At 44.9% G+C, this 24,016-nt stretch carries 20 protein-coding genes; 7 read left to right on the plus strand and 13 right to left on the minus strand.

What is annotated here, in order from left to right; genetic code table 11:
* The first annotated feature begins 16 nt into the window (after positions 1-16).
* From R7093_RS14315 to R7093_RS14325, 3 genes are all read left to right on the plus strand, one after another.
* Entirely contained in the window at positions 17-1,630 is a 1,614-nt protein-coding gene (locus R7093_RS14315; RefSeq protein ID WP_017635353.1) for a VRR-NUC domain-containing protein, read from the plus strand.
* 163 nt (positions 1,631-1,793) lie between these two features.
* The gene (locus R7093_RS14320; protein ID WP_017635354.1) at positions 1,794-2,441 is read left to right on the plus strand and encodes an AcfA family outer membrane beta-barrel protein; all 648 of its coding nucleotides are present in this window, start codon (positions 1,794-1,796) and stop codon (positions 2,439-2,441) included.
* Between the two features lie 15 nt (positions 2,442-2,456).
* On the plus strand, positions 2,457-2,792 hold the full coding sequence (locus R7093_RS14325; RefSeq protein WP_017635355.1) for a YgiW/YdeI family stress tolerance OB fold protein: 336 nt from the start codon (positions 2,457-2,459) through the stop codon (positions 2,790-2,792).
* A gap of 81 nt (positions 2,793-2,873) precedes the next feature.
* Here R7093_RS14325 and yegS read toward each other — a convergent pair whose 3' ends face one another.
* The 11 genes from yegS to R7093_RS14380 form a co-directional block, all read right to left on the minus strand.
* Positions 2,874-3,776 (minus strand): lipid kinase YegS, encoded by a 903-nt coding sequence (yegS, locus tag R7093_RS14330; RefSeq protein ID WP_017635356.1) that lies wholly within the window; start codon positions 3,774-3,776, stop codon positions 2,874-2,876.
* Positions 3,777-3,784: 8 nt separating this feature from the next.
* Complete coding sequence (locus R7093_RS14335) at positions 3,785-4,690, minus strand: LysR family transcriptional regulator (protein WP_005376541.1); 906 nt, start codon at positions 4,688-4,690, stop codon at positions 3,785-3,787.
* Positions 4,691-4,862: 172 nt separating this feature from the next.
* Positions 4,863-5,288, minus strand: coding sequence for a bifunctional diaminohydroxyphosphoribosylaminopyrimidine deaminase/5-amino-6-(5-phosphoribosylamino)uracil reductase RibD (locus R7093_RS14340; RefSeq protein ID WP_005376542.1), 426 nt, complete (start codon positions 5,286-5,288; stop codon positions 4,863-4,865).
* A 49-nt stretch (positions 5,289-5,337) separates the two neighbouring features.
* A complete protein-coding gene (locus tag R7093_RS14345) occupies positions 5,338-6,639 on the minus strand; it encodes a BatD family protein (RefSeq protein ID WP_318146710.1) in 1,302 nt (433 codons plus the stop codon).
* The gene (locus R7093_RS14350) at positions 6,636-8,366 is read right to left on the minus strand and encodes a vWA domain-containing protein (protein ID WP_213966174.1); all 1,731 of its coding nucleotides are present in this window, start codon (positions 8,364-8,366) and stop codon (positions 6,636-6,638) included. Before R7093_RS14350 ends, R7093_RS14345 begins: the two co-directional genes overlap by 4 nt.
* A complete protein-coding gene (locus tag R7093_RS14355) occupies positions 8,359-9,429 on the minus strand; it encodes a vWA domain-containing protein (RefSeq protein WP_222716375.1) in 1,071 nt (356 codons plus the stop codon). The genes R7093_RS14350 and R7093_RS14355 overlap by 8 nt, the downstream gene beginning before the upstream one ends.
* The gene (locus R7093_RS14360; RefSeq protein WP_318146711.1) at positions 9,422-10,000 is read right to left on the minus strand and encodes a DUF4381 domain-containing protein; all 579 of its coding nucleotides are present in this window, start codon (positions 9,998-10,000) and stop codon (positions 9,422-9,424) included. The genes R7093_RS14355 and R7093_RS14360 overlap by 8 nt, the downstream gene beginning before the upstream one ends.
* Entirely contained in the window at positions 10,001-10,963 is a 963-nt protein-coding gene (locus R7093_RS14365; protein ID WP_318146712.1) for a DUF58 domain-containing protein, read from the minus strand.
* Between the two features lie 12 nt (positions 10,964-10,975).
* The gene (locus R7093_RS14370; protein ID WP_005376549.1) at positions 10,976-11,959 is read right to left on the minus strand and encodes an AAA family ATPase; all 984 of its coding nucleotides are present in this window, start codon (positions 11,957-11,959) and stop codon (positions 10,976-10,978) included.
* An 85-nt stretch (positions 11,960-12,044) separates the two neighbouring features.
* Entirely contained in the window at positions 12,045-13,346 is a 1,302-nt protein-coding gene (locus R7093_RS14375; protein WP_115386602.1) for an anaerobic sulfatase maturase, read from the minus strand.
* 106 nt (positions 13,347-13,452) lie between these two features.
* Positions 13,453-14,979, minus strand: a complete 1,527-nt coding sequence (locus tag R7093_RS14380) for an arylsulfatase (RefSeq protein WP_017635363.1) — start codon at positions 14,977-14,979, stop codon at positions 13,453-13,455.
* Positions 14,980-15,120: 141 nt separating this feature from the next.
* Here R7093_RS14380 and R7093_RS14385 point away from each other — a divergent pair, with 141 nt between their 5' ends.
* On the plus strand, positions 15,121-15,978 hold the full coding sequence (locus R7093_RS14385) for a LysR family transcriptional regulator (RefSeq protein WP_025767859.1): 858 nt from the start codon (positions 15,121-15,123) through the stop codon (positions 15,976-15,978).
* A 134-nt stretch (positions 15,979-16,112) separates the two neighbouring features.
* Here R7093_RS14385 and R7093_RS14390 read toward each other — a convergent pair whose 3' ends face one another.
* Positions 16,113-17,660, minus strand: a complete 1,548-nt coding sequence (locus tag R7093_RS14390; protein WP_005376560.1) for an arylsulfatase — start codon at positions 17,658-17,660, stop codon at positions 16,113-16,115.
* 306 nt (positions 17,661-17,966) lie between these two features.
* Here R7093_RS14390 and R7093_RS14395 point away from each other — a divergent pair, with 306 nt between their 5' ends.
* From R7093_RS14395 to R7093_RS14405, 3 genes are all read left to right on the plus strand, one after another.
* Entirely contained in the window at positions 17,967-18,353 is a 387-nt protein-coding gene (locus tag R7093_RS14395) for a winged helix-turn-helix domain-containing protein (RefSeq protein WP_005376561.1), read from the plus strand.
* 80 nt (positions 18,354-18,433) lie between these two features.
* Positions 18,434-20,788, plus strand: a complete 2,355-nt coding sequence (locus R7093_RS14400) for a fatty acid cis/trans isomerase (RefSeq protein ID WP_047101402.1) — start codon at positions 18,434-18,436, stop codon at positions 20,786-20,788.
* A gap of 18 nt (positions 20,789-20,806) precedes the next feature.
* Positions 20,807-20,998: a hypothetical protein gene (locus R7093_RS14405; RefSeq protein ID WP_005376565.1), complete on the plus strand. Its 192-nt coding sequence runs from the start codon at positions 20,807-20,809 to the stop codon at positions 20,996-20,998.
* 50 nt (positions 20,999-21,048) lie between these two features.
* Here the strand turns inward: R7093_RS14405 and torS are convergent, their stop codons facing one another.
* Positions 21,049-24,012: a TMAO reductase system sensor histidine kinase/response regulator TorS gene (gene torS / locus R7093_RS14410; RefSeq protein WP_047101400.1), complete on the minus strand. Its 2,964-nt coding sequence runs from the start codon at positions 24,010-24,012 to the stop codon at positions 21,049-21,051.
* Positions 24,013-24,016 lie beyond the last annotated feature (4 nt).

Consider the following 24,016-nt stretch of genomic DNA (forward strand, 5'->3'; position numbering starts at 1 on the left):
TTGTTATCGGTCGTTTATGGAAAGCCCTATCGAACTTGCACCAGACTACTATCTAGAGAACTTCTTCAAGCTGACTCATCACGCAATAACTTGGTACAGCGATTTACTGACCAAGGAAGAACACGCATGGCTTTGCTCGTTTGATTCTTTGAGCAAACACGCCCAGTGCCTTTTGGTGCGTTTATACAGCCGAAAGGGATGTTGGTTTCGAAGTGATAAGCTGAGTTATCAAGAAATACCTTCTATCAATGAAGCACTGGCAGAATTGAGTCAGCATGAGTTTGTAGCCCTTTCCCCACCCCTTTCTCATCAAGAGTTAGCGGCTAATTTACTGACCAAACCAGAAATCTCCGCGCTTTATCCCGAACTGCCGAAATCACTCAAGAAAGACGCCCTTGTCGAACATTTGAGTAATACGGAATTTGATCGTATAGAGCGGCTTGAGTTTACGATCGTCAAACTCAATTCTGCTCATATGATCGACGTGTTACTCACTCTGTTTTTTGCCAACACCCATCAAGACTTAAGTCAGTTTGTGCTTGATGACTTAGGTTTGCATCAGTTCGAGCAATATCAATTGAGTAAAGTGCGCCGTTTCTTTGATTCACGTGAGCAAATAGACCGCTTAATTGAACTGAGCCAGTTGGCCAACCTGTACTGGCAATTTGACCGAAAAGACAAAGCCAATCTCGACTTATTAATTGAGGCAATGCCTCAGCCCGTTAAACACCGTTACGTAGATCGTAAACGCGAGCACATGTTGAATGACATAGCACGTGATTACGAACGGCTTAATGATCTAGAGACCGCCCTATCTCTATTTGGCCAAACTCAACTCACACCGAGCCGAGAACGACGCGCACGTATCTATGACAAATTAAACCATGATGATTTATTTGGTGACATTGTCACAGATATGCTTAACTCACCGATCGATGTGTCTGAGCTCGAAGTTGCACAAAAACTTGAGCAACGGTTAAAACGAAAACAAGGCGAGAAAGTGCCAAGAGTGACGAAGCCAACCTGTACGGAATACCGCCTTGAACTGGATTTATCTCAACAGAGAGTCGAACTCGCCAGCAAAGCGTATTTTGAGTCCTTAGGCTGGACTGTATTTTACGCCGAAAATGCACTGCTTAATGCATTACTTGGTCTCACTTTTTGGGATGCGATTTTCGCTCCCATCGAAGGCGCATTCATCAATGCCTATCAACACCGTCCTTTAGATTTGTACCATTCTGATTTTGTTACCAAACGCCAAGCTTTGATAGATGCGACGTTTGATGAGTTGGAAACGGGCAATACTCATACGTTGTTAACTAGGTACGATGAGAAGTTTGGTATCAGCAATCCATTTGTGCATTGGAGCTTAATAAGTAAAGAGCTACTCGAAACGGCACTCGATACAATCCCAACTAGCATGTTGGTGGCGCTATTTAAAATACAATTGAGTGACCTAAAGCTTTACCGCAATGGGATGCCTGATCTGATTGCTTTCAAAGGAAACGAGTTCGAATGGATTGAAGTAAAAGGCCCAGGAGATAAACTCCAAGACAACCAATGGCGTTGGATTAAAGAGTTTACTCGCCTTAATGTGCCATTTGCGGTGTGTTACGTCGCCGCAAGTTAACTCTCTTTATATAAAGAGCTTGGCGCATATTCATTAAAACAATTTCTTTTTTACCGCACCTTGCTCTTTTTCTGAAATATTTTTGTTTCTTCACGATCACTTCACGCTTCATCACACACAATGCGCTTCTACTCATTAAGTTGATTTGAAGAGGCAAAATAAAATGAACAAAACCATTCTTGCGTTACTCGTTACCTGCTCAGTTTCGGTATCTGCGGCTCCTTATGTAGGTCTGGAATATGGACTAGGCACCACTGACCATGACTTGGAACCTCACTTTTCATCTGAAAATGTAACGCTTAATCCAGAACTTGAGGGTGGTATCTTCTCAGGTTTTATCGGTTACTCGTTTAATGACAATTGGGCAATTGAGCTAGGTTACAGCCAGTTTGACCTTGATGACGGCCGTTCTAAGAACCTTGGTATCAAGACAATTGATGGCAAAGATTACCATCATGAAATGGATTGGGATGCCTCTATCACAGCCAAACAAGTCTCGCTAGCACCAGTGTTTAGCTATGCATTAAGTGATAAATGGACAACAAAATTCAAAGCGGGTTTAACTTACACACAATACGACGCCAAGGTTGCTCAACATCAAGAATATGAGCTTGTCGCGAATGACGATGTGGAAATAAGCAACACGCTTTTCCATAGCTCGGAGAAAAGCAACGAGTTAGGCGCAATGTTCTCTGTGGGCGCGGAATACCAAGTGTTGCCAAAGCTCACCATTGGCGCAAACGCTAAATACCAACTAGACAGCTACGCAAACACTGCATCCTTTAACGTAGGCACAACTTATTACTTCTAATATAAGGAGATGATAATGAAAAGAGTATTGTTAACATCCATGCTTGCCCTACTTTCAAGCTCGGCTTTCGCCGCGTTTAATGGTCCAGAAGTCAGTGCAATCAATACGGTGAAAGAGGCGCGCAACGCAACCGACGACAGCGCTGTAGTGCTAACCGGGCATATTGTTCAATCATTTGGTAACGAGACTTACTTGTTCAAAGACAACACTGGTGAGATCGAAGTAGAGATCGACAACGAAGATTGGATGGGTCAAGAAGTGACACCAAAAGATACCGTAATGATTCGAGGAGAGGTTGACTCAGATTGGACAACTACGCAGATAGACGTTGAGACCATTCAAAAACGTTAAGAGGTTGACTGATACCTCAACACAAGCAACACAGCCACATTTTAGTGGCTGTGTTAAGCAATAATCATGGAAAACGCTCGTTTAGCTAGTCAAGCAAGGGCAATCTTGCGGTACGACTAATCGTATACTCTTAGGCTGAACATCAAATCTAATGGTTCTCGAATGATAAGGTTCTCCATCTAAATTAAGAGGCAATGGATTCGGGAAGTCTATCTCCAACCAGCTTGCTCTTGTGTACTTCACAAACTCTCCTTTCTCACTCGGGTTATTGATCTCGTCGATTACTTTAGGCAGCTCATGAGGTAAAAATGGGCGCACCAATGTTAGATCCATCAGCCCATCATTAATCATCGCTTTTGGAGCTAACTCTTGCCCACCTCCAGCAAGGCGCCCATTACAAAACGCACCGAGCAACATTTCTCCCTGATACGCACCACCTTCAATCGTTATTGTTCCGTCATATGGTTTAAAGCCAAGTGCTTTTACAACACCAGTTAGCGTGTAAGCTCCGCCGCCAAGAAAGTTTTTGAGTTCAACAGGCGTTTCTGCTGTAACTTCTGCGCCAAACCCTGCTGTTGCCACGTTAATAAAGCAGCGATCGTTCGCTTTGACGCAATCGACCAAAGCGGACTGCCCCTCAACAGCAAGAGATAAAGACGCCTTAATGGAATTAGGTACTTGAATAGCGGTAGCAAAGTCATTGGCGGTACCAAGTGGAATAATTGCTAACTCAGGACGTTTTTCTTTGTCAATTTGAATAATCGCAGAAGCCGCCTCATTGACGGTCCCATCGCCACCAGCGACAACAATACGTTCAATGCCTTCATCAACCGCTTCTTTTACTAGCCGCGGCATGTCTTGAGATTCCCACGTCACACGCACCTGTACGTCGATGCCTTTGTCTCTCATTTTCATGATTGCATCTCTTAACTCTGGATTCCCAGCTTTTTTTCCGTTAAGGATGGCACGTATTGTCTTTTTCATTGCACTTCCTATTGGTTGATGACTTTTCCTGCTTGCTTAATCTGTGAACGCAACCACTGATGGGCGCTGTCGTTTGTGCGACTAGGATGCCAGATTGTGCAAAGCTCATACATTTGTTCATCAAATGGCATTGATAAAGATTTAACATGATAGGTGTTATTGAACAAGTTGATCATCGACTCTGGCATTAAACCAATGTATTCACTACCACAAATAATTGGGAGCATTTCTAGTACGCCTGAGGCTCGATACTTAATCTTTCTCTTATCCAAGTCGACAATGTCATCGGCGTTTAACAAGCTCTTACGACTCTGCCACTGCGAAACCACTACGTGTTCTTCTTCAAAAAATTGTTCAGCCGTAATCTCGTCATTCAGGCGTGGATGCGCTTCGCTACATACCACCACCAAACGCTCCGTAAGTACAGTTTCCAGTTTTAACACCGTTCTTGCTCTTGGTGTGATATCAATGATCAAATCGTATCGTTGTAACCGCAGATCACTTTCAAAATCTTCCGTAAAAAGCGGATGTACTTCTAATGCAACATTTGGCGCCGACACACGGATTTGTTTCATGACTTGAGGTAGCAACTCAAAGCTTGCAACGGACACACAGGCAATAGAAAACACTCTATTCGACACTTTAGGGTCAAACTCACTAGAGGCCGATAATGTCGAAGTGAAATTTTGTACTGAAGCTAGAAGAGCAGGATAAATATCCATCGCAAACGAGGTAGGCTCGACACCTTTAACGCAACGATGAAACAATGGGTCATCGTAGATATCACGTAGCCTTGCTAGCGCTTTACTCACCGCAGGCTGGGTGATGTTTAAACGCGCCGCCGCCCGAGACAAGTTACGCTCTTCATAGATGGCAGTGAAAATGGGAATAAGATTAAGGTCGGTCGGTTTCATGCTATTAAATTTTTCAAAAGTCACTTTCTCTATTTTAATCTAACAGCATGATCCTTCACGTAGCCAAGTGCAATAAATGGGCGGTATCGCTTGTTTTAATGAGTTTTAACTCAATTTTGACGCACTTCATTCACCACATAAACTGGCACCATAGTGCAACGTAAAGCTTGACTTAGGCTTTGCCTAGGTAAGGGGTAAGAAACTCGCTGACTTCCTCGCCGCACAAACCCGTTTCTACCTCTATACCTGCTTGTTTTAGAATCTCGATACCTCGACCACTGTTGCGCGGGTCGGGGTCCAATATGGCTACGACGACTTTGCTTATGCCGGATTTGACTAATGTCACCGCGCAAGCTGGCGTGCGACCAACAAACGAACACGGTTCCAGCGTAACGTATGCCGTCACCGATTCTAACGAGCCTTGATACGCATTCAGCGCTTCCACTTCCGCGTGATTGCCACCAATCGCTTGAGTATGACCTTCAGAAACGATTTGATTGTCTTTCACTAACACGCAGCCAACCGGCGGGTTGGGTTGACATTCAGGAAGCGCATTTTTGGACACTTCCAATGCGCGGCGCATAAACTCTTGGCTCATTTGAACTCTATTCTCTAATAAAAACGAGGCGCTATATTAGCGCCCCGTTTTATTCATTGCCATCTCTTCCAATGACTTTGTCCAGTTCTGGTAACGCTCGCGGAATACGGAATTTAAAGCGTTTTTGTTTGGTCTGGACTTTGCGCCACATCGACTTCAGTAAATGAGCGCTATTTTCACCATTTTGCATTCGCGACGCACTTTTTTGCCACGATTCACTCGTATCGGCTTTGGTCATTTCTAGCTCGGCCGTATTTAAACGCAATTGTTTGTACAATATGGTCCTTGCTTCAGACCAACGTTTAGCCTTTAACAAACGGTGGAACGTCAGCCATGCTGGTGTCGGTCTGTTGCGGTAGTAACGTTTAATGGCTACCAATGAAATAATCACAAAACCCAGAAATACAAGCGTGGATACAATCCATGCAAAGTACGTTTTGATGAAGGATTTCAACGTGTGCTTCGCAGCAAATGTTTTGCCCTCTAACACCACCGTTTCCACTTGTTGAGTCTTACTGTTCCACCAACGGAACTCATAATCTGGCAGGGTTAATTCACCACCTTGTTGAATCACGTACACACTCTCTTCTGTGCGTGTTGACTGGTAGTCACCACGTGTTTGCGTATCTGTCAAACGGTGGGGTTGAGGATACGCTTGATAACGGGTTGTTGATTCTCCTTTCAACAAGTCTGGTAGCAATACAGATAGTGAATCTTGAGCAGAAATGGTGATTTTACGCGTGATTGCATCCCCAACTTTGAGTGACTCAGTGGAGGTATCCCAATCTTGCTTTACCTCTACATCTGTTGCAGCAAACCAAGGTGTCTCACCACTCAGCAGGCCCGATGGCAATACGGTTTTGAACTTAATCGGCTGCGTGTAAAGTGTGCCTGACACCTTCTCGCCGTCCGGCGCAGACACCTGAACGCCCACTGCGACAGGTGGAATCACAAAATCACCAGAAGCTTGAGGATACAAAGTCACTTCCCAGCGTTGACGCGACCAAGTTTGTCCCTCTTTTTGCTCAGTAAAGTTGGTTGCTAGTTGATTACGCTGTTTGGCGATAACATTGGGTATTTCAATATTGCCAATTCTCGTACCACCCGTAAACCAACGTGGCGTTGCCACTTCGATGGTTAAAATAACTTGCTCATTGACGCTAAAACTTGGTGTTTTCCGCTTCTCTCCAGCCGTTGGTTGTTGACCAACCCACGCTTGTAACTCAACACCATGCTCTCGTTGAACGTCACGAATATCTTGAGCCAACACACTACTGCTCAGGAGGAAACCGAAACAGATAACTAACCACAAGGGTAAAGCAAAGTGCGTAAAACGGTGGCTTTTCATCATTGCACCGCCTCCTCTGTATTTTCGTTCGCAGTAGAGGTTGATTCTCCGGTTTCTATTGAACGCAATTGAATCTGAAACTTCGCATTTAAGAAGTATTTAGGATCCGCTTCGACTCGCTTTAACCATTTGTCGGCTAATTCTTGGCTACCTAAGATGTCGTCTGCACTTAACGTCTCTTTAATCATCAACTCCGCTGACGTTTTTTCATCCGCCCCTTCTGCGGTTTGAGGGTTATCGCCTAGCTCGGTTGATGCTTCTTGCTCCGTTCCTGCCTGACTCTCACTCATCCGGTTGATGTCCTCTACAATACCACCAATCACTTTCAAGTTATGCTCAACATCCGGTCTTAGCCTCTCGCTTAACGTTGGCTTGTTGGCTAGGGATTTTAACAAGTCACGTGCAGCCAAATATTCACGCTGACGCGCCAATGCACTCGCCGCATTATAAAGACCGTAATCTCGAACCTCTTCGGACGGGTCGTTTTGCATTTCCAAAAACGCACTGTGGGCGAGTTCAAACTCGCTAGCGTAGTAGTACGCCGTCCCTTTGCGTAATGGATCGACAAAGTGTTTCGCGGCTTCTAAATACGCTTGTTGGTTGAACAAACGCTGTCCTTGTTGATCTGGCGTTAGCCACAAATCCCACCACCATTGCGTCACCTTGTCGAAAGCCGTCACTTTTTGCACAACTTGTGGCTGCTCGGCTTTAACTGAAATGTTCTCGGCCAATGCACTTGTTGGCATCAATAACGTGCCGCTCACCATTACAATCACGCACCACTGCACTAACCACCCTTTTCTAAACCACAGCATCATGATCAGCGCGATTGGGAACAGAAGTTGATACCCCATGTCTTTCCAAGGCATTGAAGATTCGCCATTAAGCTGCATATTGCGCTCAACGTATCGATTCAGTTGCTCGATATCACTATTATCGACGGTCACTTCCACCAATCGACCGTTAGTCTGACTAGCCAGTTTTTGTAGAGAATCCAAATCCATTGGGTTGTTACTCACAATGTCAGCATTCCCTGCCGCAAGAATTAACAGTTGATAAGGTTTGCCCGAGAAATACGCTTGGTATTGCTCAATCGTGGCTGGATTAACGCCATCACTCACCAACAGAACGGTGGAGCCTGGTTGACCTTGCAATTGTTGGTCAATTAACGGCAATGCTTTTTCGGCAAGCTTACCTTGCACGGGCATAATTTCTGGCGTAATGGCCGCCAAAAACGGGTCAAATACTTTGCTGTCTTGAGTTATAGGCATCGCGACATGAGCACTGCCCGCGAACACGACTAAACCCGTTTTTCCGCCTTTTCGCACGGCTAGCAAATCGCGTATTTTCTGTTTGGAACGCTCAAGGCGGCTTGGTGGGAGATCTTTTTGCAGCATCGATTCGCTGTTATCAAGCACCACCAGCAGAGAGGCTTTATCTTCGCCAAAGGGGGAAGATTCACGTTGCCACGTTGGGCCTGCACAAATCACAATGGCGATGAACACAATCAGCATCAAGAGCTTAAGCGGCAGTTGCTTACGCCAGCCTCGCTCACCTATCGTCAAAGCATTGCGTAAATGTTCGGGCAGAATATCCTTCCAGCTTGGCTTGCTTTCTTCTCGCCAGCGTAACCACACCAAGAAAAACATGGGGACCAAAGCCAGTAACCACAGTGGTCGAATAAAATGAAACTGCGTAAAGAATTGCGTCCAACTAAGAGAATCAAACATCGCTCTCTCCTAATGATGATCGTGTAACAGCCCTTCTTTTAAGTGTTGCGACGCTGAACGCGAGCAAATGCATGATGACCACTAACGCCATCAAGTAATGATGAAGGCTTTGTTTTGGGCGGTATGTGGTGCTTTCGTAAAGTTGAGGTTCCAGTTTGCCAATTTCGTCGTAGGCAGCCGATAGTTCATCACGGTTGAGTGCTTCAAACGCTTCACCGCCGGATTCTTTCGCAATGCGATGAATCGTGTCCATATCCAACGCGGTTTCACCTATCGTTTCCGGATCGCCCATCGCAATGACGTGTACTCTCACGCCTTTGGCTTTCGCAACTTTCGCCGCATCAATCGGTTCAACAAAACTGCCCGTGTCGTTACCATCGGTTAATACAATCGCGACTTTTTCACGGTTTTGATCTTGTTCTAAAGCACCACGCGACTTATCGCTTTGCTCAAAAACTTTAATCGCTAAGCCAATCGCATCACCAAGATGGGTACTCTGCCCTGCCATTGCCACATCGGTTTGGTTAAGCAGTTCGAGCCACACTTTTTGGTCTGCGGTAAATGGCGTTTGCACGAAAGCAGCATCACCAAAAAGCACCAAGCCTAATCGGTCACCTTTACGAGACTGAACAAACTCCGACAGCACTTCTTTTGCCGCATCAAGACGAGAAATTTTTTCGCCTGTACGTGAGGTGAAATCTGGCTCGGCCATGGAGCCCGAAAGATCCACCACCACCATCACATCGCGGCCTAAACTCGCGCGAACTTGAGGCTCGCCTAACACGGTGGGTTTTGTCATCGCACACACCACCAAAAGCCATGAAAGAATTAACGTTGCTCGCTGCCACCAACTCGGGGTCAACTGGCTTGCACCTTCTGATGGCGTCTCGCCAATCGCTTCCACCAGCTGACTAAAAAACGGCACTTTGATCGCCATTTGCTTAGTGCGATATGCGGGCACCAAGTAGTACACCACCAACGGCAAGGGCAAAACCAGAAACCACATTGGGTGAGCAAATTCAAAACCAGACAAACCAGTTATCGATGCAAGAAGATCATTCATGTTGACCTCCCTGATGTGCTTTGCGTTTCAATCGTGGTGATTTATTTGCCGCGCTTTTTTGAGCATCACAACGGTGCTCACTCACCCAGTTTTTCGCACGAGCAATAAGCGTTACTCGCTCTTCGTTGGTTAGCGTAACGCTTGGGTCAACAATACTTTGTAGCCAGCACTTTGAAAGCTCATCGTTAAAAACCATTTGCGAGTTTGCTTGAGAATCTCCGGTTTGCGGATATAGCGCATCGAGCTTGCGCAAAAAGGCGGTATCAAACAATTTCGCGTTACGGCTATCAATATGAATCAGCACTATTTTAAGCACAGAGAACAATACTTTTGGCATGTCTTTGTCGCTCGGGTTGATTTGCGAAATCGCCAGTAGAGCTTCTTTTCGGTAACGATTATGCCACCATTGCCGAGCCAAGCGATATGCGAAATATACCAATGCAATGAACGCAACCGCCGCTAAAATTTTCCAGCCAATAGTTTGCGGGTACCAACTCACGCTAGATGGTACGGCCACATCATGCAGCTCTCTGAGTATGTAGGTACTTGGAGGCGTAGGAAGATCACTCATTTAACGCCCTCCTACCAGTTTTTGGAATTGTTTAATGTGCTCACCTGTCGTATCGAGTTCGATGTGCGGAAGGTGTTTCATCGCCATAAGTTGAGAGAGTGATTGACGCTGTAAGCTAGTTCGAGCCTCAAGCTTTGCGCTCGCAGCTTCTACCTTTGCTTTGCTGTCTAAATTGAGTTGATACTGCCCGTCACCAACCACCCATTTCGATTTTGCCAAATCGTCTGGTAGCGCTTGTTCTAATGGGTCACTGACCATCACTGCAAGAACATCGTTGTGCTGTTGTAGCTGTTTAAGGTGATCAAGGTGGTGCTCCTCGCAGTCGTTCCAGTCGCTGATAAAAATCAAAGTGGATTGCTTGAGCTTCATGCGTTTAATAAGCTCAATCCATTGACTGAACGTTACTTTTTCGGAATTGCAGGAGTCCACATTGAGCGATTGATTGGCTTTAGCGAGACGTTTAAGTTGCGCCAGAAGATCGTTTTGCGAACGCTGTGCCTTGCTGTGAAACAATGCCTGCGGGGATGCGATGACAAAACCGACTCGGTCGCCATCTTTTAATACTCGCCACCCACACATCGCTGCGATCTCTGCCGCGACAACTGATTTCATTACTTGCGTCGAAGCAAAAAACATTGTGCTTCTCTGGTCGACACACACGATTACGTTGCGATCTTTTTCTTCTGTATAGCTGCGCACGTGCGGCTTACCTGTACGCATCGTAACTTTCCAATCAAGGTTACGAATATCGTCACCCAATTGGTAATGGCGCAGCTCTTCGAAGTTCAATCCACGACCGCGAAACAACGAATTGTGTCGGCCAGAGAGTACGCTACCCGCTTTTAGATGAGGAAGTAAACTGAATGATTCTGCTTGTGCTTGCAGACGTACTAAACGAGCATAATCGCAGTACAAACGGGGATCCATCCCCTGTGATTTTGGCGCAAGAGTTGGCTTAGCCATAATGCCTCCCACTTACCCAATTTCTACACAATCTAGCAGCTCTTGTACGACTCGTTGATGATCGACCCCATCTGCCAGTGCATCGTAGGTCAAAGAAAAACGGTGGCCCAATACAGACGGAACCATGGCACGCACATCGTCAGGAGTCACATGGTCACGTCCTTGCATCCACGCATACGCACGAGCGCATTTGTCAAGTGCGATAGAAGCACGAGGACTAGAGCCAATCTCAATCCATTTTGCTAAGTTTGAATCGGCATAACGCTCTGGCTTACGAGTCGCCATCACTAACGCAACGATGTAGTTTTCCACTAGGTCTGATACCACGATGTTTGGTAACTGACGACGCGCTTCTAGCACCACGTCTGGCTCGATGTGTTTTGGCGTAATAATTTCGCTGCTGGTTTCCGCACCCAATTCTTCACTGCGCACCAAACGAATGATGTCACGTTCGGCGTCATCTTCTGGATAATCGACGGTAACCTTCATGATAAAGCGGTCCATTTGCGCTTCTGGCAGTGGGTACGTGCCCTCTTGCTCTACTGGGTTTTGCGTTGCAAGCACCATAAATAAGTCTGGCAATACGTGAGTTTTATCACCTACTGTGATTGTGCCTTCGGCCATGGCTTCAAGCAGTGCCGCTTGTACTTTGGCAGGTGCACGGTTGACCTCATCAGCAAGTACAATGCTGTTAAAAATGGGCCCAGGTTGAAAGTGGAGTTGCGGCTTACCATCCAGCTCTTGATAAACCTCAGTACCCGTCACGTCAGATGGTAAAAGATCCGGCGTAAACTGGATTCGACCAAAACTGGTGTTTAACAAGTTCGCCAACGATTTTACGGAACGTGTTTTTGCCGTTCCCGGTAAACCTTCTAGCAGAATATGCCCATTTGTTAATAACCCGATGACTAAAGCTCGAACCACGTGGCTTTGTCCAATGACGCTTTTTTCTGTTTGTTCGATGAGTTCTTTTATCGCTTGTTGTGCGTGGTTCATAGGATACCTTTTCAATGGTTTAAGCCGTCTTTTCGATAGTTAAGTATAAGAACAAATGAAATAACTTAAGGTTATATTCACTATGTTATCTTTGCGGTTCTTGAGATTGGAGAAGTTGTGCAAGACCAACCAACATCGGTAACGCATAATCAAAGAACATTTTGATTCCCGAACACAAATAGTTTAGACCACTCTCACCATTCGGCGTTTTGATCAAACGGTTTTTTGGGCACTCACCCCAACAATAAGGCAAGTAAGGGCATTGCTTACAATACGTCGGCAATGAATCGCGTTTTGCCATGCCAAAAGTATATTGTCTTGTAGAGAAGGCCATTTCATTCAGTGAGTGTTCATGAATGTTGGCGAGTTTGTATTCTGGATACACATAGTGGTCGCAACTGAACACGTCGCCATTGTGCTCAATCGCCAACCCTTTGCCACAAAACTCCGCCGTCACGCAAAGCTGAGACGGTTTCCCCATTACTTGCGCCACCGCGGTTTCAAACAGATTAACCAGCACACGGCCAAGATCGTTATTCACCCACTCTTCAAAGGTCGCCATTAAAAAGCGTCCCCAGTCTTCAGGATCGACTGACCAATCCGTTACAATCGACATTGGATGCCCCGGTTTAGCCAGATCACTGCCTTTGGTTGGGATCATCTGTTCGTTCCAAAACTGCGGCGCGGTTGTTTGGAAGTTGTTGGCTTCTACCACCGGCGCAAACTGAATATAAGTCACACCCAATTCTTGGGTTAAAAATCGATATACTTCGAGCGGGTATTTCGCATTGTGACGATTCACCGTGACCAACGCGTTGAATTTCACGCCATGCGCTTTGAGCTTATCTACCGCTTTCATCACGAGATCAAACGTTGGCTTACCGCTGCGGGTTTTGCGATATTTGTCGTGCAGCTCTCGTGGTCCATCAATCGACAAGCCAACTAGGAAGTTGTGCTCTTTTAAAAACGCACACCACTCATCGTTTAGCAAAATACAGTTGGTCTGAAGGTCGTTTTCAATGCGAACGCCTTTCGGCTGATATTTCTTTTGCAAAGCTACGACATTGCGGAAATAGTCCAACCCAAGCAGCGTCGGCTCCCCGCCCTGCCATGAGAATACAATTTCTTCGCCATCCTGACTTTCGATATAGCTTTTCACGAACGCTTCCAGTGTTGCGTCGTCCATTTTTGGCTGCTTTTCTTGGTGCAGTAGATTTTCTTTATGCAGATAAAAGCAGTACTGACAATCGATGTTGCACTTTGCTCCGCCTGGCTTTGCCATCACATGGAATCGACGGTCATACGCGCCCAGAACAGGCGCTTTAGACGCCGTTTTAAGAGGAACAATAGGCATAGTAGTAGAATGGCGAGGGGAAATCTTACTCATACGTTTCTCACTATTACATATACCCAAATAACCTCGTGAGCGCTGTACAGCAAAAGTGAAGCTATTTGGGTATATAGCGCTCCAAAAAGCGCTATATAATCTTAATTTACTTAGAAGACTTAGGTACGAACGAACCTGCTTCCATACGAGGCGGGAATTCTTTGAATGTACCCATCACCTCTTTCACTGTATCCATTGCTGGCATCATTAAGAATGAACGCTCGTACATCCAACGAGAATAACCCATGCCTTGATCGCCTCGTTCAAATGGATCAATGCTCAAGTCAAAGATCAGTGGCACACGAAGTTTAGTGAACGGCTTACGCCATACATCCATACCCGTTTCATTCTCTTGAATCATAAAGTGGAACTTGTACTTTCCTTGGCGCAATGCCACAAGATCGCCGTCGTCGCTCCAGTAAACGAACTCATTTCGTGCGGATTTGTCTGACTTACCCGTTAAATATGGCAGTTGGTTGTAACCGTCTAGGTGAACTTTGTAGTCCATATCGCCAACTTTTTTGCCTTTTAGCAGTTCGTCTTTAACTTTGGTATCACCTGCCGCAGCAACTAGTGTCGGGAAAAAGTCCTCTAATGACATCATGCCGTTGAATGTTTTACCTGCCTCAATTTTTCCAGGCCATTTAATCAACATTGGCACACGGAAACTCCCTTCCCAGCCAGTGTTTTTCTCTGAGCGGAACGGTGTCATCCCTGCATCCGGCCACAAATCAACCATAGGACCGTTGTCAGTGGTGTAAACAATGATTGTATTGTCATCCACACCTAACTCTTTGATCTTGTTTAGTAGCTGACCGATTTGGTCATCGTGCTGCTTAACACCATCCGCGTAGAAACCGGCACCTGTTTTACCTTGGTATTCTTCAGGAACATGTGTGAAGTTGTGCATGCGAGTGGTGTTAAACCAAGTAAAGAACGGCTTGTCCGCTTTTACTTGTTTTTCTATGAAGCTTTCTGCGGCATCAAGAAACTCACCATCAACATTTTCCATACGCTTACGCGTAAGTGGACCGGTATCTTCGATTTTGCCGTCAGCGTAAGAATGGATAACGCCACGAGGGCCAAATTTCTTCTTGAACTCCGGATCTTTAGGGTAATCCACGTTCTCTGGCTCTTCTTCTGCGTTCAAGTGGTATAGGTTGCCGAAGAATTCATCAAAACCGTGGTTGGTAGGAAGGTGCTCGTCTCGGTCACCTAAATGGTTCTTACCAAATTGTCCGGTTGCGTAACCCATTTGTTTAAGCACGGTTGCAATCGTCGGATCTTTTTCCGAGATACCTTCCGGAGCGCCTGGTAAGCCCACTTTTGATAGACCTGTACGTTTTGGCATTTGACCAGTGATGAATGCAGAACGGCCTGCTGTCGAGCTTTGCTGTGCGTAGAAGTTAGTGAACTTCGCACCCTCTTTAGCAATGCTATCGATGTTTGGCGTGTTGTACGCCATCATGCCTTGGTTGTAGGTACTAAGGTTCCAGTAACCAACATCATCACCAAAGATGACAAGAATGTTGGGTTTGTCCGCTGCATGTGCAACTGCAGATGCAGCGCCCAAAGCTAACGTACATGCGTTAAGTACGAGTTTTTTACTGCTCGTTTTGGTCGCATTTTTCATATTATCTCCAAGAGTTCGCTAGTGCGTAAAAAATGGTATTCGCTTTTCAATACCATTGTTGATATAAGATAAAGCACTAATTTCAGGCGATAAATGCAGTCAAAATTAGTTAACCTATAAATTAAATTTATGAGTGACGTTATGGACTTGAATTTGATCCAAACTTTTCTTGTTGTTGCGGAGTTTCAATCTTATACAAAAGCCGCGGAACAATTAGGGCTTACACAACCTGCTGTGAGCGCTGCAATAAAGCGTTTAGAGCAAGTCGTAGATAAGCAATTATTCGTTAAAAAAGGACGAGGGATCGCACTAACCTCCACCGCTTATCAATTACTGCCGCAATTCCAGCAAGCGGTTAATATTATTGACAATGCGATATCTGATAAAAATCATTTTGAAGTGTGTTGTTCGGAAATTTTGTTGCACATTATGGACCCGATAAAGAACACTATTTTTTATGAATCACCACCCGAAAAATTCCTATTATTTGAGCTGTTAAGACAACAAAAAGTCGATCTAGTAATCGATACGGTGATCACAAAAGATGCAGCGTTTATTATTGAAGATGCCTATGAGGAAGAAGCCGTGGTTATCTGTCGTGAGAACCATCCCCGTGTACACGGCACACTCACAAAAGAGCAATTTTATGAGGAAACTCACTGTTTATTTTCAGGAAAATGGAACAACATGTCGGGGTTCGAGCAACTAGCAAAGGAAACAATTCAAGAAAGAAAAGTCGACTTGATCACATCTTCGCTAGCGGGCATGGCGCTGTATGTCGCCCAAAGAGACAGTTTAGGGATCGTGTCTCAATCTTTTGCAAACAAGTGGAGCAAAGCGCTCAAACTTCAAATTTTGCCCTGCCCCATTTCGATACGCTCTATCCCTTACAAGTTCGTTTACCATAAGCGAGAGGTAAACAACCCAGCCCACATCGCTCTACGTGAAAAAATCAAAGCCAACTTAACGGCAGCCCACTACGAACCAATTTGTTTATAACTCTTGTCAATTGAAGCGTTAGGCGTTTTCGTCATCAAGCTTTCTACAAACCTGAATAGATAGAATTTTACAGATAAAAAAGAGGCTCACGTTAATGAGCCTCTTTCTATATGTGATACTTCACTTAGCTTTTCCTACTTATTTGGGTTCTCTTTTAGTTTCTCCATCACTTGATCGAGCGAGAAGCTTGCTGCTTTTTGCCTTGGTGGGAACTCTTTAAACGTTTCAAGGAATCTGCCTACGTAAGCTTGCGCAGGAACAAGCATGTAAGCACGGTCTAGCATCCAATCGTAGTAAGTGTTAGAAGTGATATCAGCCACTTCGTAAGGATCCATACGCAAGTTGAAGATCTTAGGAACACGAAGTGTGGTGAATGGTTCAGCCCAAATACGCAACGTGCCTTTTGCTCGTTGCTCCATAAAGACCAGCTTCCATTTGTTATAGCGAAGTGCAGTTAAGTCTCCATCATCTGAGAAGTAAAAAATTTCTTCTCGTGGGGCCTTATCCTCTTTACCAGTCAAATATGGTAGGAAGTTATAGCCGTCTAGGTGAACTTTGAATTTCTTACCATTCGCACTATAACCTTTGAGCAATTTCTCTTTGATATTGTCATCACCCGCGGCAGCAACAAACGTTGGCATCCAGTCCATGTGATGCATGATATCATTCGAAACAGAGCCAGCTTTAATTTTACCTGGCCAACGTACCATCGCAGGAACTCGGTACGCACCTTCCCAGTTGGTATTTTTCTCTCCACGGAATGGCGTTGTACCTGCATCTGGCCACGAGTTCATGTGTGGGCCATTATCGGTGGAGTAAAAGACGATTGTATTGTCTTTAATACCCAAATCATCCACTTTTTTCAGTAGCTGACCTACATGGTTATCATGCTCGACCATACCATCTGCATACTCGCTGATACCTGTTTTTCCAGAGTTCTCTTCTTTCACATGAGTACGGAAGTGCATACGAGTTGCGTTCCACCAGACAAAGAAAGGTTTTTCAGCCTTGACTGCACGATCCATAAAGTCGAGTGCCGCATCTAACGTCTCTTCATCCACGGTTTCCATGCGCTTGCGAGTTAGAGGTCCTGTATCTTCAATTTTGCCATCAGCGTACGAACGGATAACGCCGCGCGGACCGAACTTTTTACGAAACTCAGGATCTTTAGGATAATCGACGTTTTCTGGCTCCTCCTCGGCGTTCAAGTGATAAAGGTTGCCAAAAAATTCATCGAAGCCGTGATTAGTAGGAAGGTGCTCATCTTTATCACCTAAGTGGTTTTTACCAAATTGCCCTGTCATATAGCCCATCGGCTTCAGCATTTCGGCAATGGTTGCGTCCTCTTCCTTCAAGCCAAGATCAGCACCTGGAAGCCCCACTTTACTCAAACCTGTTCTAAGAACGGTTTGGCCCGTAATGAAAGTAGAACGGCCCGCTGTACAAGATTGCTCACCGTAATAGTCAGTGAACATCATGCCTTCTTTGGCGATACTGTCTATATTTGGTGTTTTGTACCCCATCAAGCCAAACGTGTAAGCACTGAGATTGGACTGGCCAATATCATCACCCCAAATGACGAGAATATTTGGTTTCTCTGCTGCGATACTGCTACTTGTCGCACCGATTAAAGCGGCGGCAAGAATCGCTAATCGGCGTTTAACGCCATATTTCGCTGTCATATAAACCTCTGTGTGTATTAGAAAAGTGCTTCCTGCAACAGAATGTATAGTTCACAAATGGCGGATAAGCGAATTTACTAAATGAGAATTCTTTTTATCTTTGCCTAACATTACACCGTTATTTGTAGCTAATACGCACTCCAATAGCACTTTAGTTCAGAGCGCCATCGCATCATTCATCACTACTGGTAATCTCAAGTATTAAGATTGTCTACGCATATCACAGTGCTCATAAAGTACCTGATTGCTTTTATATAAATATTAATGATAATACGTTTTACTACTATTAATAATTAAGGTACCCGTGTGCTTGACTCCAAGGTTTCAAATGGAAAAACTTCCCAATGCCAACACAACGGCGTTCACCATAATGATGAGGAGCTATTACTAGATAAGCGCACTCACTCTGTGGTACTCAATTACTTGCCAAACAAGAAATCTGTTCAGTTAACAAGCATTCAATTTAAGCTGCTGCAAACTCTCACTCACCATCAAGATCAAGTGCTTAGTAAGCATTTTCTTTACGAAACAGTACTAAAACGTGAATTTACTGAACATGATCGAGCACTCGATATGCACATGAGCAGAATGAGAAAGCGTCTAGTTCACGAAGGTGTTCCAACAGACAGAATTCAGACAGTCCACCGCCAGGGTTATATTTTCAAGCGCTCAGACAATCAACAGAAAAATTAACGCTAATTGACCCAACTTTTGGTAATTGACCGCTTATTTTGCTTTAATTAATGCAAATTCTAATCACGTAAAATAACTCAATGAATTTGCGCTTAATTTTTACACTTTGCATTGCTACTTTGTTTGCCGGCTGTGCAACCTATGCTGGTCTTAACTATGACCAACTGTTTGGTCCACAGCTCGTGCGTGAACGCACAGTTGACGTGGAAACCCCTCAAGCAAACTTCTTCCAAAGCGAAGTTAAACCCATTATGGATAACCGCTGTGTCGTCTGCCACGCGTGCTACGATGCACCATGTCAGCTTAAGCTCTCTTCTGTTGAGGGCATTGACCGTGGTGCGAGTAAAGCACTGGTATATGAAGGAACAAGACTCACAGCCGCAGCACCAACACGCTTATTCGAAGATGCAGAAACAACCCAAGAGTGGCGCGATGCGGGTTTTCATCCGGTTCTCAACGAACGTGATCAAAGCATGGCAGCCAACATTGACGCAGGCCTTATCGCACGTTTGCTACAGCAAAAAGAGCGCCACCCATTGCCTGACCAAGTCCAGTTAGAAGGCTTTGACTTTTCGATAGACCGAGAGCAAACCTGTCCAACGATTGAAGAATACGAGCAATACGAAAAGGATAACCCAACCTGGGGCATGCCTTTTGGTATGCCAAATCTATCAAACAGTGAATACCACACACTCATGACTTGGTTGGAAAACGGCGCAATAATGAACGTTCACCAACCTGTTAGTGAGAATGAGCAAGCGCAAATAGATAAGTACGAAACATTACTTAACCACTCTGATTTGAAAAATCAGCTGATGGCTAGGTATATATATGAGCATTTGTTTTTATCTCATCTCTACTTTTCGGAACTCGATGAAGATCCCCGATTCTTCACGCTCGTCCGCTCTGCTACACCACCAGGACAGCCCGTCAAACGTATTTCAACGCGTCGCCCGTACGATGATCCAGGGGTTGAACGTGTGTTTTATCGAATTATTCCAGAGCAAGGGACCATAGTAGATAAAACTCACATGCCATTCGCGTTAAACAAGCAACGCATAGAGAACTGGAAAACTTGGTTTATTGATGCTGATTACATGGTTAGTCAGCTACCGAGTTATGAACCAGAAGTTGCTGCAAACCCGATGACATCATTCATCGACCTTCCAGTGAAGTCGCGCTTTAAGTTCATGCTAGATAATGCACAAAATACAATAATGGCATACATCAAAGGCCCAGTTTGTCGTGGCCAACTGGCATTGAATGTTATCAATGATCGCTTTTGGGTGTTTTTCCTTGATCCAGATAAAGCAGACATCCCAGAAGTAAATGAGTTTTACCGATCTCAGGCTGATAACCTAAAACTACCGGCAGAACAAGAAAGTAACACGCTACCTGTTACCAACTGGGTCAAGTACGCGCGCCAGCAAGCTCGCTACCTAGAGGCTAAATCTGAGTTCACTAATAACTGGTTTAAAGAAGGTGAAAACCTATCCACCGATGTAATTTGGGACGGTAATGGCACCAACCATAATGCGGCATTAACGATATTCCGCCATTTTGATAGTGCTTCTGTTGTTCAAGGGTTAGTTGGTGAGCAGCCTAAAACAGTGTGGATTCTTGACTACGCGTTACTAGAGCGTATCCACTATTTGCTTGTTGCTGGGTTTGACGTTTACGGTAACTTCGGCCATCAGCTCATGACACGAATGTTTATGGACTTCTTGCGTCTAGAAGGCGAAAGTAACTTTATCTCGTTGTTACCCGCCGATATGCGCCATGAACTGCAATCTAGCTGGTATAAAGATCAAAGCCCGCAGTTGAGTGACTTTTTACAACGAAATGTGAAGCCGTTTAACCAACCAACCAGCGTTCAGTATAAGAGTGACGATCCAAAAACGGAGTTGGTGGAGTTGTTGAGCGAACATGTTTCAGATGTGCTTCTGCCTCGCTACGAAATTCAAGACACGGCTCTTTCTGCGAGTAGTGAAAAGCAACTAAAACGTATTGACCACGTTCGTGGTGAAGGCCTAAAAACCGTTCCGCAAATCACTATGCTTATGGTGAGAAGTCAATCAGGGGAAGATGAACTGTTCACCTTACTTCACAACAATGCACACACAAACATCTCTAGCTTGTTTGATGAAGAAAGTAACCGTGACTTTGCTAACGATGATATGACCATTGTACGCGGCGTTGTGGGAAGCTACCCTGCGGCATTTTTCTCGATCAACGAAAACCAAGTAAAAGATTTTGTCGATCAATTTAGTGCCATCCAAAACGAGTCCGATTACGTTAAGTTATTGGATAATTTTGCGATTCGTAGAAGCTCAGAAAAATTCTGGTCATTTAGCGATCGTTTACATAATTGGTACCGTACAAAACAACCGATCGAATTTGGATTACTTGACTATAATCGTTTTGAGAATCGATGATGATTTAAGGGGGTTCTCATGGGTATCCGAGATAACATTGCCGCTCTTGAACAACAGATTTACGTTGCTTGTTCTGAGGGAGACTACGAAACGGTCAATATGCTTGAGCATCAACTCGAATACTTGCGTGGCAAAGTGGAACATCCTTTTGATGATGACCCTTATGCCCTAGACACTCGATTCGAGTGGGAAGATGACATGACCGAATAGAAAAAACCTCCGGAAAGCCGGAGGTTTTTTTATTTTCAATGCTCGATGGATTACTTCGCCATTAACTCATCCAGAGCTTGAATTGATGCAGACACTTGAGAAACTAAATCATCTTTAGTCGCATTATAGGTATCTAAAGGTTGAGCCGCGGCTTCAATTGCTTGGCAAGCGTTCATTAGCGCAGTTAGTCCTAAACTTCCTGCACTGCCCTTTAATTTATGGGCAAGGTTCTTTACTTCTTTACTATCATTGTCCTCAGCAGACGCTTGCAGTTTGCTTAATACATCAGTGCTGGTGGATCTAAACAGATTAATAATGTGCAACATCTTATCTCTGCCCAAGATTTTCATATCGGACTCAATCACGCTCGGATTAATGATGACCACATCGGGTTCCTTTTTTTGGGGTGCTTGAACGACCTTTGATTGTAGCTCTTGTTCTTGAGGTGAAATTTGATCAAACGGGGTACAGTCGGCATTTTGTGGCAACAACAACGGCTTTCCGTCTAGCGCATCCTGAATCAATGCCGCGAGTGCCTCTTTTGCTAATGGCTTAGGCAAGTATCCGTCAAAACCAGCGGCTAGATAGCGCTCAACTTCTTCCGCAAAAACGTGTGCAGACACTGCAATCATTGGCGTGACGGCAAGCGCTTTATTGGCCGGCTTATTACACTCAATCCGCTTTAAGCGTTGGATCAACTCAGTTCCATCACAATCAGGGAGGTTGATGTCGACCAAAGCGATATCAAAATCTTGTGTGCTGATCAGTTGCTCTGCTTGTGAGCCGTTTTCTGCCATCACGACTTGATGCCCCATGCTTTCTAGAAAGCCTTCCGCGACCACTCGGTTGACTTCATTATCTTCTACTAGCAAGACCTTTGCTTTCACTTTGCAACGTGCGGTTGCCACGGTTCCTGTTTCAACAGGTTCGCTTTCCTCTAACGGAATAGAGAACCAGAATCGGCTACCATTTCCCTCTTCGGAATCGACTTCTAAAACACCGCCCATCGCTTCAATGATTCGCTTACTGATGGCAAGTCCAAGCCCCGTACCTCCAGTTTGGCTCATCCCACCTTCAGCTTGCGTGAAGGCATCAAACAACGTTCTCTGATATTTTTTGGCAATTCCTATTCCAGTGTCTGATACTTCAAACAGGACTTGCGACTCGTCCTCAGGGTTCAGGCTAACGTAGATATCAATTTCTCCTTCGTCAGTGAACTTAATCGCGTTACCAACAAGATTGTTCAGCACCTGACTGATTCTGGTGACATCCCCTTTCCAGTAGCGACTAACATCACTTTCAATATGGTAGGAGAACAGTAGCTTCTTCTCTTGTGCTCGACTGTTCATTAACTGGAAAGTGTCCTCCACCATTTGGTGTAAATCAAAGCCCATGTGACGAATTTCTAAATGCCCCGCTTCAATCTTGGAGTAATCCAGTACATCATTAAGGATCGCGAGCAACGTTTTACCACTACGATTAATGATTTCCGCATAACGCTTTTGAATTGGGTTGAGGCCTGAGTCAATCAACAAGCGTGCTGTCCCCAACACTCCGTTCATTGGCGTTCTTATCTCATGGCTCATCGTCGCCAAGAATGCCGATTTTGCTCGGCTCGCTTGCTCTGCTTGCTTGCGAGCTTTAGCGTGATTCAAAACCTCTTCATTCAAACGGCGGTTGGCTTGTTTTAACTGCGAAGTGCGTTGCTCAACAAGCTCTTCTAAATGCTCTTTATGCTCCTCAAGCTCTCGCTTGGCTTGAGCTTCACCCTCTGCTACCACTTTTAGTGCTTGCGCGGTATTACGAGCCGTGATGATGGCCTGCCCCATATGCGCCAACTCATCTTTGCCTTTCACTTCCAACTCAACCGCTAAGTTACCCTGTGCCACAGACAGCAACGCAGCGGAATATTCCGCTAACCGCTTCACAACAGAAAGGTACACCACACGCCATAAAATCAGCACCAATACAATCAAACCAACAATTGAAATAACGGTTAGAGACCACTGAGCGAATTTCAATGTGCTGGTCAATTGGTCTACAGCGACCGTAGTGGTTTTGTTTGAATCATCAACCAATTTGTTGACCGTGCCATTAAGCTCTGAGAACAACTCTAATGTCTTTTGCATCAGCTGTTGTGACTGTTCGTTATTCCCGTATTGCTGCATCAGTATAGAAAATACGACCTGACGCTTACCCAGCTCTATGAGCAGTTGGCTCATTTGCTTAGAGCGCGTAGGATCTTCCACAGCGAGTACACGGCGCTTCATGATTTTGAGGTTGCTATCAAAATCACTTTGAACCTGTTGAATTCGCTCAATATTCGTTAATGTCCGAGCCTCTTCAATCTGATTCAACATTTTAAAGGCCAACAAGTGCAGTTCATGCAATCGCTCTGTCAGATCAAGATCGACCTCCACCAGTGCATCTAGCGCCTGATAAACTTGCGATTTTTTATTCGATTCTAATAAGTCATAAATATGCGTGACGTTAGCAACAGCAATGGTGCTTGTATTCTGAACTTGCGTACGAGTTAGTTGTTCTAGCTCTGCACTGAGCAGACGCATTTCTTCAACACGAGTATCTACCTCTTTTGCAAGCCACAGTTTTTTTTCAACCGAAACACCGAGTTCAGCCAAATTGTCGATAACATTCTGAACGTTATTCTCTAAAGCTTCTAACAATTGAGAATCGAACGACTCGCTCCCGAGCTCCTTGATGTGAGTGAGTAAAGACTCGAGCTGTTCGAACAGCACTCGCCCTGACTCCTTTCTTTCCTGCTCGTTTCTTGCGTTCGACAACATTTGTACAGACGAAATAATACGAGTACTCAACTCAGAGACTTGTCTCGCCTCAATCATGGCGGGAATCGCAGAATCCACGACATTTCTTTCGGTTTTGGCAACCAAAGAAAATCCAGACACACCAATAAGTGCCGATAACATGACCAGTATTGCCATCGCAATGAAAGACAACAAAAGTTTACGACCGATGCTTGCAGTTGCTAGCAGCATATTT

The organism is Vibrio sp. 1580, assembly GCF_033340055.1.

Bases quoted from the DNA above. Each gene is read 5' to 3' on its own strand.
- R7093_RS14315 (WP_017635353.1), top strand. From the start codon at position 17: ATGGAAAGCCCTATCGAACTTGCACCAGACTACTATCTAGAGAACTTC.
- R7093_RS14320 (WP_017635354.1), top strand. From the start codon at position 1,794: ATGAACAAAACCATTCTTGCGTTACTCGTTACCTGCTCAGTTTCGGTA.
- R7093_RS14325 (WP_017635355.1), top strand. From the start codon at position 2,457: ATGAAAAGAGTATTGTTAACATCCATGCTTGCCCTACTTTCAAGCTCG.
- yegS (WP_017635356.1), bottom strand. From the start codon at position 3,776: ATGAAAAAGACAATACGTGCCATCCTTAACGGAAAAAAAGCTGGGAAT.
- R7093_RS14335 (WP_005376541.1), bottom strand. From the start codon at position 4,690: ATGAAACCGACCGACCTTAATCTTATTCCCATTTTCACTGCCATCTAT.
- R7093_RS14340 (WP_005376542.1), bottom strand. From the start codon at position 5,288: ATGAGCCAAGAGTTTATGCGCCGCGCATTGGAAGTGTCCAAAAATGCG.
- R7093_RS14345 (WP_318146710.1), bottom strand. From the start codon at position 6,639: ATGATGAAAAGCCACCGTTTTACGCACTTTGCTTTACCCTTGTGGTTA.
- R7093_RS14350 (WP_213966174.1), bottom strand. From the start codon at position 8,366: ATGTTTGATTCTCTTAGTTGGACGCAATTCTTTACGCAGTTTCATTTT.
- R7093_RS14355 (WP_222716375.1), bottom strand. From the start codon at position 9,429: ATGAATGATCTTCTTGCATCGATAACTGGTTTGTCTGGTTTTGAATTT.
- R7093_RS14360 (WP_318146711.1), bottom strand. From the start codon at position 10,000: ATGAGTGATCTTCCTACGCCTCCAAGTACCTACATACTCAGAGAGCTG.
- R7093_RS14365 (WP_318146712.1), bottom strand. From the start codon at position 10,963: ATGGCTAAGCCAACTCTTGCGCCAAAATCACAGGGGATGGATCCCCGT.
- R7093_RS14370 (WP_005376549.1), bottom strand. From the start codon at position 11,959: ATGAACCACGCACAACAAGCGATAAAAGAACTCATCGAACAAACAGAA.
- R7093_RS14375 (WP_115386602.1), bottom strand. From the start codon at position 13,346: ATGAGTAAGATTTCCCCTCGCCATTCTACTACTATGCCTATTGTTCCT.
- R7093_RS14380 (WP_017635363.1), bottom strand. From the start codon at position 14,979: ATGAAAAATGCGACCAAAACGAGCAGTAAAAAACTCGTACTTAACGCA.
- R7093_RS14385 (WP_025767859.1), top strand. From the start codon at position 15,121: ATGGACTTGAATTTGATCCAAACTTTTCTTGTTGTTGCGGAGTTTCAA.
- R7093_RS14390 (WP_005376560.1), bottom strand. From the start codon at position 17,660: ATGACAGCGAAATATGGCGTTAAACGCCGATTAGCGATTCTTGCCGCC.
- R7093_RS14400 (WP_047101402.1), top strand. From the start codon at position 18,434: ATGAATTTGCGCTTAATTTTTACACTTTGCATTGCTACTTTGTTTGCC.
- R7093_RS14405 (WP_005376565.1), top strand. From the start codon at position 20,807: ATGGGTATCCGAGATAACATTGCCGCTCTTGAACAACAGATTTACGTT.
- torS (WP_047101400.1), bottom strand. From the start codon at position 24,012: ATGCTGCTAGCAACTGCAAGCATCGGTCGTAAACTTTTGTTGTCTTTC.